Source organism: Terrabacter sp. BE26 (assembly GCF_041941675.1).
Classification (GTDB): domain Bacteria; phylum Actinomycetota; class Actinomycetes; order Actinomycetales; family Dermatophilaceae; genus Terrabacter.
Genome location: NZ_CP090122.1, coordinates 252,648 through 266,831, shown reverse-complemented (window position 1 = coordinate 266,831; position 14,184 = coordinate 252,648). Strand labels below are relative to the sequence as shown.

The following is a 14,184-nucleotide window of genomic DNA, read 5'->3' as shown; positions in this document are numbered from 1 at the left end:
TGGCGCATGAGCGTGCGTCCCATCGTGATCACCGGTGAGCCCGTCCTGCACCGGGCGGCGGCTCTCGTCACGGAGTTCGACGACGAGCTGCGCACGCTCGTCGACGACATGTACGAGACCAACGTCGCGGCCAACGGCGTGGGCCTTGCCGCGCCTCAGGTCGGCGTGGGCCTGCGGGTCTTCGTCTGGAAGATGGCCAACGACGACGGCGTGCCCGAGCAGGGGCACGTCATCAACCCGACCGTCACCACCTCGCGCATCCCGCAGGAGCGGCCTGACCCCGACGAGGAGACCGAGGGCTGCCTGTCGGTGCCTGGAGAGGCCTTCCCGCTCAAGCGTGCCGACACCGCGCACGTGGTCGGTGTGGACCTCGACGGCAACCGGGTGGAGTTCGACGCCACCGGCTGGTTCGCGCGCTGCATGCAGCACGAGTACGACCACCTCAACGGCACGCTCTACGTCGACCGCCTCGACGACCGTCAGGCCAAGAAGGCCCGCAAGGCCGTCAAGCGCAGCGGCTGGGGCAAGCCGGGCAACTCGTGGCACCCCGGGGTCGACCGTGACCCGTTCGGCCACGACGAGCACGACGAGCACGACGGCCACGCCCACGACGCCGCAGCCGGAGACCGGCACGCCGACGAGCTCATCGGCTGAGCGCCACAGCACGTGACGCGTACGCCTCCGCACCGGCCCGCCGGCCGTATGCCGTGACGCCCGGGTCCCCGAGCGGAGAACCGCTCCACCAGCCGGCGTCCACCCCTTCGAGCCTGCCCATCGTGGCGGTGGTCGGCCCCACGGCAACCGGCAAGTCGGACCTGGCGCTCGACATCGCGGAGCGAGTCGGGGGAGAGGTGGTCAACGCCGACGCCATGCAGCTCTACCGCGGCATGGACATCGGCACCGCCAAGTTGCCCGTCGCGCAGCGTCGGGGCATCGCCCACCACGAGCTCGACGTGCTCGAGGTGACGCAGGAGGCCAGCGTGGCCGCCTACCAGGCGGCGGCACGGGCCCACTTCGACGCCATCGCGGCTCGCGGCCACCGCCCGCTGCTCGTGGGTGGTTCGGGTCTCTACGTCCGTGCGGCCCTGGACCGGCTCGAGATCCCGCCGACCGACCCACGGGTGCGCACGCGCATCGAGGCAGAGGGCGAGCAGGTCGGCCCGGAAGCTCTGCACGCTCGACTGCGGGCGCTCGACCCGGAGGCAGGGGCGGCGATCCTTCCCGGCAACGTTCGCCGGGTGGTCCGCGCGCTGGAGGTCATCGAGCTCACGGGCCGCCCGTTCAGCGCGAGCATGCCGACGCGCGAGCTCGCCTCTCCCGCCGTCATTCTGGGCCTTCGGGTCGACCGAGAGGTGCTCGACGAACGCGTCGCGCGTCGGGTCGACCGGATGTGGGACGAGGGGCTCCGCGGCGAGACCGAGATCCTGCTCGAGGCGGGTCTGCGCGACGGCGTGACCGCCAGCCGGGCCATCGGCTACAGCCAGGCCATCGCGGTCGTCGACGGGGCCATGGGCGAGCGGGAGGCGCGGGAGGACACCGCCCAGGCCACGCGTCGCTACGCGCGGCGCCAGGAGTCCTGGTTCCGTCCCGACCCTCGGATCGTGTGGCTGGACGCCGAGTGTCCCGACCTGCTCGACCGAGCCCTGGGGGCAGTGTCCGAGGCGGACGCGAGGACGCGACACCGCATACCGGAGAATGGCTGACATGACGCGCTTCACGAAGGGCCACGGCACCGAGAACGACTTCGTGCTCATCCCCGACCTCGAGGGCACCCTCGAGCTCACCCCGGCCCAGGTGCAGCGCATCGCCGACCGGCACGCCGGGCTCGGCGCCGACGGCGTGATCCGCGTCGTGCGCACGGCGCTGTCCACCGACGAGCACGTGCGCGCGCAGTCGCACGACGCCGAGTGGTTCATGGACTACCGCAACGCCGACGGCTCGCTGGCCGAGATGTGCGGCAACGGCACCCGCGTCTTCGCCGACTTCCTGCGCCGTGAGGGTCTCGCCTTCGGGCGCCAGATCACCATCGCCACCCGCGCCGGGGTCAAGACGGTCCGCGTCGTGGAGGAGGGGTATGCCGTCGACCTGGGCCCGTGGCGCCTGGGCGACGAGGCCGCGGCCCGCACCGACGGCTTCGACGTCATGGTGCGACCGCGCCTCGGCAAGCCGGTCCCGGCGCTGTCGGTCGACATGGGCAACCCGCACGCCGTCGTCATGCTGCCCGAGGGCATCGACCTCGAGCAGCTCGACCTGACCGCTGCGCCCGAGGTGCAGCCGGTGCAGCCGGACGGCGTCAACGTGGAGTTCGTGCGTGCCGTGGGTCCGGGGCACATCGCGATGCGCGTCCACGAGCGCGGTGTGGGGGAGACGCGGTCGTGCGGCACCGGGGCGGCGGCCGCGGCTCTCGCGACCCGCTTCTGGTCCGGTGTCGAGGACCTCAGCCCGTGGACCGTCGACGTCCCCGGCGGACGTCTCACCGTGACCCCGCTGCCCGGCCAGCGGGTCGAGCTGGCCGGACCCGCGGCCCTCGTCGCCGACGGCGACTTCCCGCTCTGAGCCGACGACCAGCCGGGTCGAGGTGAAACGTCGCGCTCGAGCGCGACGAACCACCTCGACCCCGGAGCACCGGCGTGCCGTCGAGGGGGTTCGTCGCGACCGGCCGCGACGGCATACCTCGACCCGCGGTGGAGCGGCGTCGCGCGGTCAGGCGCGGCGGACCTCGAGGATGCGGAAGGCCTTGGCCGAGGAAAGGCGCGCGCACGCCAGACCCCAGTCCTGCTGGTTGAGCCACTTCTGCAGCGAGTCCGACCCCAGGTGCTTCTGCACCACCAGGTGGGCGACGCCGTCATCGGTGAGACGAGGCAGCCACCGCTCGAGCAGGGCGTGCAGCGCCGCCTTGCCCACGTGGATGGGCGGGTTGGACCAGATCGTGGCGAAGCGCAGGTCGGCGGGCAGCTCGTCGGGCTCGCAGAAGGTCACGTTGCCCACACCGGCGGCGGCTGCATTGGCCCGGGCGAGGTCCAGGGCGCGACGGTTGACGTCGACACCCCACACGCGGGCCCGGGGTGAGCGCATCGCCAGGGTGAGGGAGATCGGTCCCCAGCCACAGCCGATGTCGAGCAGGTCGCCGGTGGGGCTGGGGTCCGGGGCGCCGGCGAGCAGGACCGCTGTGCCGGGGTCGAGCCGGTCGGGAGAGTAGACGCCGCGAGCCGTGGTGAGCGTCAGTCGACGCCCGTCGAGGGTGACCTCGATCGCGCGGCGCTCCTCCGGCGTGGCCGGCTCCGCGGTGAAGTAGTGGTCGGTCGGCTCGCTCATCAGGGGTCACGGTACCGGCCGGGACCCCGACTCCGGCGTGGAGTTGTCCGCTGCGGGTATGCGTGCAGTGGGCACAAACGAGTGGCTCGTGGCGTTGGACCAGTGGAACGATAAGGAGAACATGACCAGCAACCACACCAAGCACCCCAGTGACTCCGCTCGCGCCGCGCGGGAGCAGGACCTCTTCGCCACCCGTGCCGAGGCGCTCGCCGCGGACGCGGACGACTGGCCCGACCGGGACGGCGTCGTCCCGCTCTACGACGGCGAGCAGCTCGACCGCGAGGAGCGTGCCGCGCTGCGCCGGGTCCACGGGCTCTCCACCGAGCTCGAGGACATCACCGAGGTCGAGTACCGCCAGCTGCGCCTCGAGCGTGTCGTGCTCGCCGGGGTCTGGACCGACGGGACGGCCGACGACGCGGAGAACTCCATCCGCGAGCTCGCCGCTCTGGCCGAGACGGCCGGTTCCACCGTGCTCGAGGGCGTCGTCCAGCGCCGCCAGCGGCCCGACCCCGCCACCTGGCTCGGCAAGGGGAAGGCCATCGAGCTGCGCGACATCGTCGTCGCCGAGGGCGCCGACACCGTGATCTGCGACGGCGAGCTGGCCCCGAGCCAGCGCCGCGCCCTGGAGGACGTCGTCAAGGTCAAGGTCATCGACCGCACCGCCCTGATCCTCGACATCTTCGCCCAGCACGCCAAGAGCCGCGAAGGTCGCGCGCAGGTCGAGCTGGCCCAGCTGCAGTATCTCCTGCCGCGCCTGCGCGGCTGGGGTGAGTCGATGTCCCGGCAGGCCGGTGGTCGTGTCGCCGGCGGTGAGGGCATCGGCTCGCGTGGCCCCGGTGAGACGAAGATCGAGCTCGACCGACGCCGCATCAACACCCGGATCGCCAAGCTGCGCCGCGACATCAAGGACATGAAGACCAGCCGCGACACCCGTCGGCACTCGAGACGCGCCGGGGGCGTGCCGTCCGTGGCGATCGCCGGCTACACCAACGCGGGCAAGAGCTCACTGCTCAACCGCCTCACCGGTGCCGGCGTGCTGGTCGAGAACCAGCTGTTCGCGACCCTCGACCCGACGGTGCGCCGCACCGAGACCGCCGACGGCCGCGTCTACACGCTGGCCGACACGGTCGGGTTCGTGCGCAGCCTCCCGCACCAGCTCGTCGAGGCGTTCCGTTCGACGCTCGAGGAGGTGTCCGACTCCGACCTGCTGCTCCACGTCGTCGACGGCTCGCACCCCGACCCCGAGGGCCAGATCTCGGCCGTGCGGGAGGTGCTGGCAGACGTCGGCGGCGACCGGATCAAGGAGATCATCGTCGTCAACAAGGCGGACATCGCCGACCCCGAGGTGCTCGACCGGATCCGGCGCCACGAGAAGCACTGCGTGACGGTCTCGGCGCGCACCGGGTCAGGGCTCGACGAGCTGCGCGCCCTGATCGACGAGGAGCTGCCCAAGCCGGACGTCGAGGTCGAGGTGCTCGTGCCCTACGACCGTGGCGACCTCGTCTCGCGACTGCACCAGGAGGGCGAGATCCTCGAGAGCGAGCACGTCGCGGAGGGCACCCGAGTGCGCGCGAAGGTCACGGCCACCCTGGAGCCCGACCTGGCGGCATACGCCGTCGTCGCCAGCTGAGCCGACCTGCCACGACGGAGGGCCCGCCCGCGGGTCCTCCGTCGTGGCTCTCCCCGCGCGAGCCCGCGTCAGGCGCAGCCCGTGGCTGACGCCGGTGGCGCGGACCGTCGGCGCGGTCGGCAAGGATGAGCGCATGCACCCGAGGAGCACGGCGCCGTGAGCGCGATCGACACCGACATCGAGCCCCGCGAGCCCGGCGACGTGTGGCTGACGACCGAGCGCGTCGTGCTGCGCCGACCCCTGCCCGGTGACCTCGAGGACTACGTGCGGCTGCACACCGATCCACGCACGTACGCGCACGCGCCCTCGAGCATGCCGAGCGCCGAGCGGTGCCGCGAGCGGCTCTCCGACGACCTCACCGACTGGGAGCGGGACCACCTCGGGTATGCGGCCGTCCTCGACCGCGCGTCCGGCCAGGTCGTCGGGTGGGCAGGCTTGCGGCACAAGGACTCTGACCACGGTGAGCTGAACCTCTACTACCGACTGGCCCATGACCGGCTCGGTGGCGGCCTCGGCCGCGAGATCTCCCGGGCCGTCGTCGCGTGGGCCGTGGAGCACCGCCCGCAGTCGCTCGTCACCGCGATGGTCGACGACGTCAACGTGGCGTCGCTGCGCACCGCTGCGTCGGCGGGCCTGGTGCAGGTGGGAGCACGGCCGATGAGGGACGAGCCGGACGGCAAGCCCATGGCCTACTTCGAGGCGCCGCAGGTCGAGGTGTTGCCGGTGGCGGCGCTGGGGGAGCAGCTGCGTGAGGCTGCGCTCGACCTGTGGCAGGAGGTCAACGACGCCGGTGGCTCGGTCGGATTCCTGCCGGGCGCCGCCCGCCAGGCGGTCGGGGCGGCCCTCGACCGGCACCTCGCAGACGCGCGCGAGGGGCGCTCGATCCTGTGCGTGCTCCGCGACCCCGACGGCCGCCTGCGCGGTCTCGGCTTCTGGCAGCACTCGCTCGGGTTCCCCTGTGAGCACGTGGCCCGGCTCGAGCGGCTCATGGTCGACCCCTCGGCGCAGGGCCGCAACCTCGGGCGCATCCTCCTCGGTGGCATGGTCGGCCTCGCCCGGCGGGAGCTGCCGCACGTCGAGCTGCTGCGGCTCGACTACCGGGGCGGACTGGGGCTGGGACGCTTCTACTCCAAGGCGGGCTGGAGCGAGGTGGGTCGTCTGCCGCGCGGTCTGAGGCTCAGCACCACCGACTACCGCGACGACGTCACGATGGCCCGCCGGGTCGACGGGCAGCCGCTGGGTTGAGCAGCGAGTGCCGGCCGGCGTGGCATCACCTCCGTGGCGACCTCACGTCCGTCGGGGTGCTCGGACGGCACGGACAGGTCGGACCCGCAAGGTCGGTCCGAGGACGCCGTCGCCGGCGGGGGACGGGTGCGACGGGAGGTCGGCCGGGCGGCATACGCTGACCCAATGGCCAAGCGACCCGCGCTCGACGACCTCCTCAACGCCGCGGTGTCGGGGGTCGGGGGCGCCACGCGTCCCGGCCAGGTCCAGATGGCGCACGCGGTCGCGCACGCGATCGACGAGGGGGAGCACCTGCTCGTGCAGGCCGGCACCGGCACCGGCAAGTCGCTGGCCTACCTCGTCCCTGCCGTCGCCCACGCCTTCGAGGCGGGCAAGCCGGCCGTCGTCGCCACGGCGACGCTCGCGCTGCAGGCGCAGATCGTCGACCGCGACATGCCGCGCGTCGCCGATGCCCTCGCGCCGGTCCTGGGGCGGCGACCCACGTATGCCCTCGTCAAGGGCCGACGCAACTACGTGTGCCTCAACAAGCTCGAGGGCGGCATCCCGGACGACGACGACGGGTTGCTCTCCGTCGGCCAGGTCGACGCCTCCGTCGGGCGCCTGGGCCAGGAGGTGCTGCGGCTGCGGGACTGGGCGTCCAGCACCGACTCGGGCGACCGCGACGAGCTGCTCCCCGGCGTGTCGGAGCGCGCGTGGCGACAGGTGTCCGTCTCGGCGCACGAGTGCATGGGCAGCAAGTGCCCCCTCGTGGCGGAGTGCTTCGTCGAGCGTGCCCGCGCGGCAGCCAAGGACGTCGACGTCATCGTCACCAACCACTCGTTCATGGCCATCGACTCCTTCGAGGGCCGCCAGATGCTGCCCGAGCACGACGTGCTCGTCGTCGACGAGGCCCACGAGCTCGTCGACCGCGTCACCGCGACCATCACCGACGAGCTGACCGGCACCATGGTGATGACCGCGGCGAAGAAGGCCGGCCGGATGTCGGAGAACACCGCGCCGCTCGACGAGGCGGGGGCGATGCTCGCGCAGGCGCTGGAGCCGCTCGAGGAGGGCCGGATGCTCGGCATCCCGGACTCCGTGGGACTGGCCCTGGCTCGCGTCCGTGACACGGCACGCGCCGTGCAGAGCGATCTCAAGCCGCCGCCCGGGCAGGAGGCCGACGGCGCCCGTCAGGTGGCCCGCGCTGCGGTCGACGAGATCCACGAGAACGCCGAGCGCATCCTCGAGGAGCGTGAGCTCGACGTCGTGTGGCTGAGCCGCGACCAGCGTCGCGGGCCGGTCCTGCGGGTGGCGCCGATGAGCGTGGCGATGCTCGTGCGCGACAAGGTGTTCGACGAGCGCACCGTCGTCCTGACCTCCGCGACGCTCGAGCTGGGCGGCACCTTCGACTCGGTGGCCGGCACGATCGGGCTGCGGGGCGAGGGTGCCCCGAAGTGGCAGGGCCTGGATGTCGGCAGCCCCTTCGACTACCCCAAGCAGGCCATCGCGTACGTCGCCGCTCACCTGCCCCCGCCGGGGCGCGACGGCGCGGGCGACGACACGCTCGATGAGATCGAGCAGCTGGTCCGCGCAGCGGGGGGCCGAGCCCTCGGGCTCTTCTCCTCGATGCGCGCCGCGCAGACGGCGGCGGAGATCATGCGCGCGCGGTTCGGGGACGACATCCCGGTCCTGTGCCAGGGGGAGGACCAGATCACGACCCTGGTGCGGCAGTTCGCCCGCGACCCGCGCACCTGCCTCTTCGGCACCCTCACCCTCTGGCAGGGCGTCGACGTGCCCGGCTCCTCGTGCCAGCTCGTGATCATCGACCGCATCCCCTTCCCGCGGCCCGACGATCCGCTGGCGTCGGCGCGGTCCCAGGCCATCGCCCGGATGGGCGGCAACGGCTTCATGGCCGTCTCGGCCACGCACGCGGCCCTGCGCCTGGCGCAGGGCGCCGGCAGGCTGGTGCGGCGCGGCGACGACCGCGGCGTCGTGGCCTTCCTCGACTCCCGGATGATGACGGCTCGGTATGCCGGCTTCCTCCAGCGCTCGCTGCCGCCCTTCTACCCGACCACCGACAAGAAGATGGTGCTGGCGGCGCTCGCCCGGCTCGATGCGATGGCGCCCCCACCGGTGGAGGTCGAGGAGCCGGCGCTCCGGTCGCTCACCGGCGCCAGGACCGAGGCCGACGGCACGGAGCACCCCCGACCGGTCGCCGTGGACCCGCCGGCCCCGGCGTCCTCGCGCAGCGCCGTCACCTCCGGGCACGCCTGGACCGACGAGCAGGACGAGGAGCTGCGCGACGCCGCCGAGTCGGGCATGCAGCTCGACGAGCTCGTCGACCACTTCGAGCTGCCCGAGCAGACGATCGCCGCACGGATCGAGCAGCTCGGGCTGCGCCTCGCCACGGGCGCCCTCTTCGAGTGACGCGCCGCACGGCATCCGCGAATTCCTCGGGGCCGCACCCCTCGGTCGGGGTCAGGGGGTCTTCGGGGTGGCCGCGGGCGGCGTGGGCAGCTGCAGGAGGTTCGAGGTCCCCTGCGGCACGACGATGAGCGAGTCGCCGTGGTCCTTGAGCATGTCGATGTACTTGCTCATGAGGACCTGCTCGTTGAGCCGGTTCTGGCACTTCTCGGACGGCACGGGCACGACCTTCACGGCCTTGACCTCCTTGCCGTTGATGATCTCGTTGACCTGGGTCGACGTCGCTCCGCAGCGGATGATCTGGTCGGCGTCGGACGTCGCCTGTGCCTCGGTCTTGGTGATCTCGGCCTTGGCGAGAGCCGTCTGCAGGTCGGCCTTGGCGGCCTCGGCGTTGGCGAGCGAGCTCTGCACCTTGTCGTAGTTGGCCTGGACGTTCTGGTCGAGCGTGATGGCCCTCGGGTCGACCTGCTCCACGGTGACCCCCACCTCCCCGAGGCGCTTCTCGAGACCCTCGGTGATCCGCAGCGCGAGCTGGGCGCGTGACTGGCGCACCGTCGCGGCCGTGAACGTGGTCGGCGCGTCGCGGGTCACCGACGAGACACCGGGCAGCACCGCACGCGAGATGAACGACTCCTGGTCGGGGTACTGCCGCACGATCTCCGAAAGCTTTCCCGGGTTGAGCGAGTAGCGGATGGTCACGTCGTACGCGACCGTCGCGTTGTCACTCGTGACGGTCGAGATCCGGCCCCCGCCCTCGTCGAGCGCGATGGTCTGGTTGCGGATGTCGAAGCGGATGAGGTCCTGCCACGGGGCCTTGAGGTGGATACCGGTTGCGCTGATCGCCTCGGCGCCCACCGTGCCGAAGGTCTTGGTCACCGCAGCCTCGCCCGCGTCGAGGCGATAGAACGTGGCACCCGCGAGGAGGAACAGCGCTAGCGCGAACGGGATCGCGGCGTAGCGGCTCAGCTTCTTGGGGTGGTCCTTGAGTCGGAGCAGGACGAAGCCGACGGCGGCGAGCACGATGGCGAGGACGAGGGCGAACATGACCTTCACTTCCACGGGTGGACGGGGCGGGCCGGCTGTCGGTCCCGCATGACAGAGTTGACGCCATGACCGACCCGGCCGTTCCGCCCTTCGTCCTCGTGACCGGACCGGAGGGCATCCTCGTCGAGCGGGCGGTGGCGGGCGTCCTGGCCGCCGCGCAGGAGAGCGATGTGGAGGTCATCCGCATCGATCCCGCCACCTACGAGTCGGGCGCCCTGCAGATGCACGCCAGCCCGTCCCTCTTCGGTGGCGCCAAGACCATCGTCGTGCGCGACCTCCACGAGTCGTCGGACGAGCTGCAGCTCGACTTGCTCTCCCTGCTCGCGACGCCGGACCCCGACCTGGGCCTCGTGGTCGCCCACGGCGGCGGCATGAAGGGCAAGAAGGTCCTCGACACGATGCGCAAGGCGGGTGCCCGCGTCATCGAGTGCCCAGCCATCAAGACCGACCGCGACAAGACCGACTTCGTGCTCAAGGAGTTCGCGGCGGCGCGGCGCAAGATCACGAGCGAGGGCGTGCGCGCCCTCATCGAGGCCGTCGGCAAGGACGTGCGCGAGCTCGCTGCGGCGTGCGCCCAGCTCATCTCGGACACCGAGGGCGCTGTCGACGACGCCGTCGTCGACACCTACCACGGCGGCAAGGTGGAGGCCACGGGCTTCCGGGTGGCCGATGCCACCGTCGCCGGCCAGTCGGGTGAGGCCCTGCGACTGCTGCGCCACGCCATCGCGACCGGCGTCGACCCGGTGCCGATCGTCGCCGTGCTCGCCTCGCAACTGCGCCAGCTCATCAAGGTCGGCGCGGCCGGTCGGGGCAGCTCGGCGCAGCTCGCCAAGAGCCTCGGCATGGCGCCTTGGCAGATCGACAAGGCACGCCGAGCCGTCACCCACTGGAGCGCCGACGGCCTTGCCGAGGCCGTGCAGGCCGTCGCTGCCGCCGACTTCGAGGTCAAGGGAGGCGGGCGTGACCCCGTGTATGCGGTCGAGCGGGCCATCCTGACCATCGCGCGGGCGCGAGCCGGACACTGACCTGCCGCCGCCGCCTCCCCCTGCCCACGGCACACGGCCGGTTTGGTCGAGCGGCGACGCCGCTGGTAACTTTGAGCGTCGCGTGCGCGCTCAGGTCGTGCGCGCATGCATGCTCCACCCAGAGCTGCTCACGCAGGGTGTCCCCACGCCCGGTCCCGAGCAGTTTTGCCGCCCTCTAACGGCAACCATCCGACCGAACGAAAGAAACCATCAACGTGGCAAACATCAAGTCGCAGCTCAAGCGCATCAAGACGAACCGCACGCGCACCGAGCGCAACAAGGCCGTCAAGAGCGAGCTTCGCACCTGGGTCCGCAAGGTCCGCCTGGCCGCCGACGCCGGCGACAAGGACGCTGCTGCCGAGGCCCTCAAGAACGCCTCGAAGAAGCTCGACAAGGCTGTCTCGAAGGGCGTCATCCACCAGAACCAGGCCGCCAACAAGAAGTCGGCGCTGGCCAAGAAGGTCGCGTCGCTCTGACGCACACGTTCTCCTGACCGGGCCCGTCACCGCATGGTGACGGGCCTGTTCTGTGTCAGCCGCGCTGCAGGGCGCGTGCCGCGGCGACGACCACCTCGTAGCGCTCGCGCGGCAGCACCGCCCCCTCGCGTCGCACCCCGTCCGGGTCGACCCGCACCAGGCGGTTGACCCGGACCTCGCTCGGGCGTCCTCGCGGGTCCCACGCGCCGGTGCCGATGTCGACCCACTCACGCCCGGAGCGCCGTTCCTGCTGCTCGTCGAGGTCGTGGTCCTTGCTGGTCAGGGCGAGGGCCACCAGCCACCGGCCCTCGTGCCCGATGATCAGCACGGGTCGGTCCTTGCCCTGGGTGTGGTCCTCCTCGAAGGGCACCCACGTCCAGACGATCTCCCCGGGGTCCGGACGGCCGTCCGGCCGGGGTGAGTACGTCGTGTCGGGCAGCCGCGTGGCGTCACCCGGGTAGGCGGTCGTCGGCACGGTGCGGGCAGACGCCCCTCCGGTGCGGGGCGGGGTCGTGCGGGGGCGGGCAGGCGCCGAGCGGCGGACGATGCCGCGCAGGCGGCCGAGGAGGCTCTCGAGGGTGCTGGACACGGGAATCACCGTAGCGGGCCGTGTCGTTAGGGTTGGAGTCCGAGAACGGGTCGACGGCGATCCGAGCCCCGCCACGACGGTGCCCGTCCGCCCAGCCGACGTGGCGACGCCGACCGACGACCGAACCCGGAGAACACCTGTGAGCCCCGCACGACGCCGCACCACCCTCGCCCTCCTCGCGATCGCGGTCGGCGGGTTCGCCATCGGGACGACGGAGTTCGTGACCATGGGCCTGCTGCCGCAGATCGCCCGCGGAACGGGCGTCGACATCGCGACCGCGGGCCACTACGTCTCCGCGTACGCGCTCGGCGTGGTGGTCGGCGCCCCGGTCATCGCCGTGGCCGCCGCCAGGGCACCGCGCAAGGGGCTGCTCATGGGGCTCATGGCCTTCTTCGCCGTCGCGCACATCGGGATCGTCGCGGCCGACAGCTACCCGACCGTGATGGCGGCCCGGTTCCTCGCGGGGCTGCCCCACGGCGCCTTCTTCGGGATCGGGTCGGTCGTCGCGGCCTCCCTCGTGTCGCACGAGCGGCGGACCGCCGCCGTCGCAGCGATCCTCGGCGGCCTCGGTGTCGCCAACGTCGTCGGCGTGCCCGTGGCGACCCTCCTCGGCCAGCGCTTCTCCTGGCACCTGCCCTACGTGCTCGTCGGGACCGTCGCGGCCCTGACCGTCGTGGCCATCGCGGTCTTCCTGCCGCACCAGCGCTCCAGCGGTGACGAGTCCATGCGCGCCGAGATGCGGGCGCTGCGCCGCGGCCAGGTGTGGCTCGCGCTGCTCATCGGGGTGGTGGGCTTCGGCGGCATGTTCGCGATGTACTCGTTCATCACGCCGACCATGACGGAGCTCGCCGGCCTGGACGAGCGCTACATCCCGTGGGTGCTCGCGGCATACGGCATCGGGATGGTCACCGGCATGGTGCTGAGCGGCCGCGTCGCCAACCGGGTCGGCGTCCTCAACGGGATCATCGGCGCCCTGGGCGCCATCGCGGCCCTGCTCGCCGTCTTCGGCTGGGCCGTGCACGTGGTGTGGCTCGGTGTCGCCATGGTCTTCGTCCTGGGGTTGCTGCCCTCGGTCGTCGTGCCACTGCTGCAGACCCGCCTGATGGACGTCGCGCACGAGGGCCAGTCGCTGGCCGCCGCGCTCAACCACTCGACGCTCAACACGGCCAACGCCCTCGGTGCGTGGCTGGGCTCGGTCGTCCTCGCCGCGGGGTGGGGCTACGGGGCACCGAGCCTCGTGGGAGCCGGCCTGGCCGTGCTCGGCGTCGGCGTGGCGGTGCTGTCCGTCGGGCTCGAAGGCCGGTCGCACCGGGCGCTCGCGCAGGGGAGCGGCTCGCCGCGGCAGACCGCCGACGCAGCCAGCACCGCCGGCACCGCCTGAGGGCGCGCTCAGTCGAGGGGGACGGACAGCTCGTCCGAGTAGGTCGCGGCAACGGTGGCGGCGACCGCCGGTGCTGGCGCACCCTCCGCCGACGGTGCCGCCGGCGGGGGGAGCGGGGTGGGCTGGAAGCCGACCATCGCGGGAAGGGCATACGCGTCAGGCGGTGCCGACGTGCCCCACTGCCACGGTTCCCGCGGCCTCCAGAGCAGCCGCCCGGGACGGCGCCGGTCGCGCAGGGCGTGGATGCGCCAGAGCAAGACCGGGTGGCCGGCCGCCGCATTGGTGAGCCACACAAAGAAGCCCGGCTCGGTGACGGCCCGATCCGCCATGGCGTCGACGTCGACGGAGCGGCCGAGGTACTTGCCGCCGGCCAGGGTGGCCATGGCCGAGCGGGCGCCCTCGGGGGCGAGCGCGTGTCCGTAGTTGTCGGCGGTGTACTCCTGGGCGCGGCTGAGGGTCGAGCCGACGAACAGGAGCCACTGGGATGCGAAGGTGCCGAGCATGCGCCAGTAGCTGGTGTGCCCCGCGGCGATGTGACCGACCTCGTGCGCGATGACGAAGCGCAGGGCCTCCGGCTCCCGGGCCGCGCCGCCCACCTCGAGCAGGTCGCTGTTGACGAACACGAACCGGCGGAAGCCGTGCCCAGAGGCTGCGGCGTTGATGACCCCGTTGCCGAGGACGACGTACGCGTCCGGCACGTAGGAGAGGCCGGACCGAGCGGCCGCGTCGACGAGCATCCCATGCGCCTCGGGGAACTGGCCGGGGCTCAGCTTGATGCCGCTCAGCCGCTGCTGGGCCCACAGCTGTCCGCGCGCGAACCAGACGAGCAGCGGGGCTGACACCAGGGCCAGCGCGTAGATGTCCGGGTCGCGCCGCTCCTGGGCCGCGGAGACCAGCTCGCCGACGGCCAGCGCGAGCAGCAGGAGGGAGGCGAGGACCGCCACGACGAGCGCCACGATCTCCCGGGGGTGCCGGACGTAGCGACGCATCGGCACCTGTGCCCCCGGAGCCACGGGCAGGACCTGCATGGGTTGGGCGCGCATGCCCGCCATTGTGGGTCACCGGCGGCCGGCAGC

At 72.4% G+C, this 14,184-nt stretch carries 13 protein-coding genes; 9 read left to right on the top strand and 4 right to left on the bottom strand.

Translation table 11 applies throughout. From position 1 onward, the window contains the following. Positions 1-6 precede the first annotated feature (6 nt). The 3 genes from def (at position 7) to dapF (ending at position 2,556) form a co-directional block, all read left to right on the top strand. On the top strand, positions 7-654 hold the full coding sequence (gene def, locus LQK93_RS01290; RefSeq protein WP_374969777.1) for a peptide deformylase: 648 nt from the start codon (positions 7-9) through the stop codon (positions 652-654). A gap of 113 nt (positions 655-767) precedes the next feature. Then, the gene (gene miaA / locus LQK93_RS01285) at positions 768-1,703 is read left to right on the top strand and encodes a tRNA (adenosine(37)-N6)-dimethylallyltransferase MiaA (RefSeq protein WP_374971427.1); all 936 of its coding nucleotides are present in this window, start codon (positions 768-770) and stop codon (positions 1,701-1,703) included. 1 nt (position 1,704) lies between these two features. Next, positions 1,705-2,556 (top strand): diaminopimelate epimerase, encoded by an 852-nt coding sequence (gene dapF, locus LQK93_RS01280; RefSeq protein ID WP_374969776.1) that lies wholly within the window; start codon positions 1,705-1,707, stop codon positions 2,554-2,556. Between the two features lie 147 nt (positions 2,557-2,703). Here the strand turns inward: dapF and LQK93_RS01275 are convergent, their stop codons facing one another. Further along, positions 2,704-3,315 carry a class I SAM-dependent methyltransferase gene (locus tag LQK93_RS01275; protein ID WP_374969775.1) on the bottom strand — a complete coding sequence of 204 codons (612 nt, stop codon included), beginning with the start codon at positions 3,313-3,315 and terminating at the stop codon, positions 2,704-2,706. A 121-nt stretch (positions 3,316-3,436) separates the two neighbouring features. Here LQK93_RS01275 and hflX point away from each other — a divergent pair, with 121 nt between their 5' ends. From hflX to LQK93_RS01260, 3 genes are all read left to right on the top strand, one after another. Continuing rightward, positions 3,437-4,945, top strand: coding sequence for a GTPase HflX (hflX, locus tag LQK93_RS01270; protein WP_374969774.1), 1,509 nt, complete (start codon positions 3,437-3,439; stop codon positions 4,943-4,945). Positions 4,946-5,101: 156 nt separating this feature from the next. Continuing rightward, complete coding sequence (locus LQK93_RS01265) at positions 5,102-6,190, top strand: GNAT family N-acetyltransferase (protein ID WP_374969773.1); 1,089 nt, start codon at positions 5,102-5,104, stop codon at positions 6,188-6,190. A gap of 165 nt (positions 6,191-6,355) precedes the next feature. Continuing rightward, complete coding sequence (locus LQK93_RS01260) at positions 6,356-8,596, top strand: ATP-dependent DNA helicase (RefSeq protein WP_374969772.1); 2,241 nt, start codon at positions 6,356-6,358, stop codon at positions 8,594-8,596. 51 nt (positions 8,597-8,647) lie between these two features. Here LQK93_RS01260 and LQK93_RS01255 read toward each other — a convergent pair whose 3' ends face one another. Beyond that, entirely contained in the window at positions 8,648-9,652 is a 1,005-nt protein-coding gene (locus LQK93_RS01255) for a prohibitin family protein (RefSeq protein WP_374969771.1), read from the bottom strand. Between the two features lie 50 nt (positions 9,653-9,702). Here LQK93_RS01255 and holA point away from each other — a divergent pair, with 50 nt between their 5' ends. Together holA and rpsT are read left to right on the top strand one after the other, a co-directional pair. Continuing rightward, positions 9,703-10,662, top strand: a complete 960-nt coding sequence (gene holA / locus LQK93_RS01250) for a DNA polymerase III subunit delta (protein WP_374969770.1) — start codon at positions 9,703-9,705, stop codon at positions 10,660-10,662. A gap of 215 nt (positions 10,663-10,877) precedes the next feature. Further along, positions 10,878-11,138 (top strand): 30S ribosomal protein S20, encoded by a 261-nt coding sequence (gene rpsT, locus LQK93_RS01245; protein ID WP_374969769.1) that lies wholly within the window; start codon positions 10,878-10,880, stop codon positions 11,136-11,138. Between the two features lie 55 nt (positions 11,139-11,193). Here rpsT and LQK93_RS01240 read toward each other — a convergent pair whose 3' ends face one another. Then, positions 11,194-11,727 (bottom strand): type II toxin-antitoxin system PemK/MazF family toxin, encoded by a 534-nt coding sequence (locus LQK93_RS01240; RefSeq protein WP_374969768.1) that lies wholly within the window; start codon positions 11,725-11,727, stop codon positions 11,194-11,196. A 139-nt stretch (positions 11,728-11,866) separates the two neighbouring features. Here LQK93_RS01240 and LQK93_RS01235 point away from each other — a divergent pair, with 139 nt between their 5' ends. Beyond that, positions 11,867-13,108: an MFS transporter gene (locus tag LQK93_RS01235; protein ID WP_374969767.1), complete on the top strand. Its 1,242-nt coding sequence runs from the start codon at positions 11,867-11,869 to the stop codon at positions 13,106-13,108. Positions 13,109-13,116: 8 nt separating this feature from the next. Here LQK93_RS01235 and LQK93_RS01230 read toward each other — a convergent pair whose 3' ends face one another. Next, the gene (locus LQK93_RS01230) at positions 13,117-14,151 is read right to left on the bottom strand and encodes a M48 family metallopeptidase (RefSeq protein ID WP_374969766.1); all 1,035 of its coding nucleotides are present in this window, start codon (positions 14,149-14,151) and stop codon (positions 13,117-13,119) included. Positions 14,152-14,184: the final 33 nt, after the last annotated feature.

Bases quoted from the DNA above. Each gene is read 5' to 3' on its own strand.
- def (WP_374969777.1), top strand. From the start codon at position 7: ATGAGCGTGCGTCCCATCGTGATCACCGGTGAGCCCGTCCTGCACCGG.
- dapF (WP_374969776.1), top strand. From the start codon at position 1,705: ATGACGCGCTTCACGAAGGGCCACGGCACCGAGAACGACTTCGTGCTC.
- LQK93_RS01275 (WP_374969775.1), bottom strand. From the start codon at position 3,315: ATGAGCGAGCCGACCGACCACTACTTCACCGCGGAGCCGGCCACGCCG.
- hflX (WP_374969774.1), top strand. From the start codon at position 3,437: ATGACCAGCAACCACACCAAGCACCCCAGTGACTCCGCTCGCGCCGCG.
- LQK93_RS01260 (WP_374969772.1), top strand. From the start codon at position 6,356: ATGGCCAAGCGACCCGCGCTCGACGACCTCCTCAACGCCGCGGTGTCG.
- holA (WP_374969770.1), top strand. From the start codon at position 9,703: ATGACCGACCCGGCCGTTCCGCCCTTCGTCCTCGTGACCGGACCGGAG.
- LQK93_RS01230 (WP_374969766.1), bottom strand. From the start codon at position 14,151: ATGCGCGCCCAACCCATGCAGGTCCTGCCCGTGGCTCCGGGGGCACAG.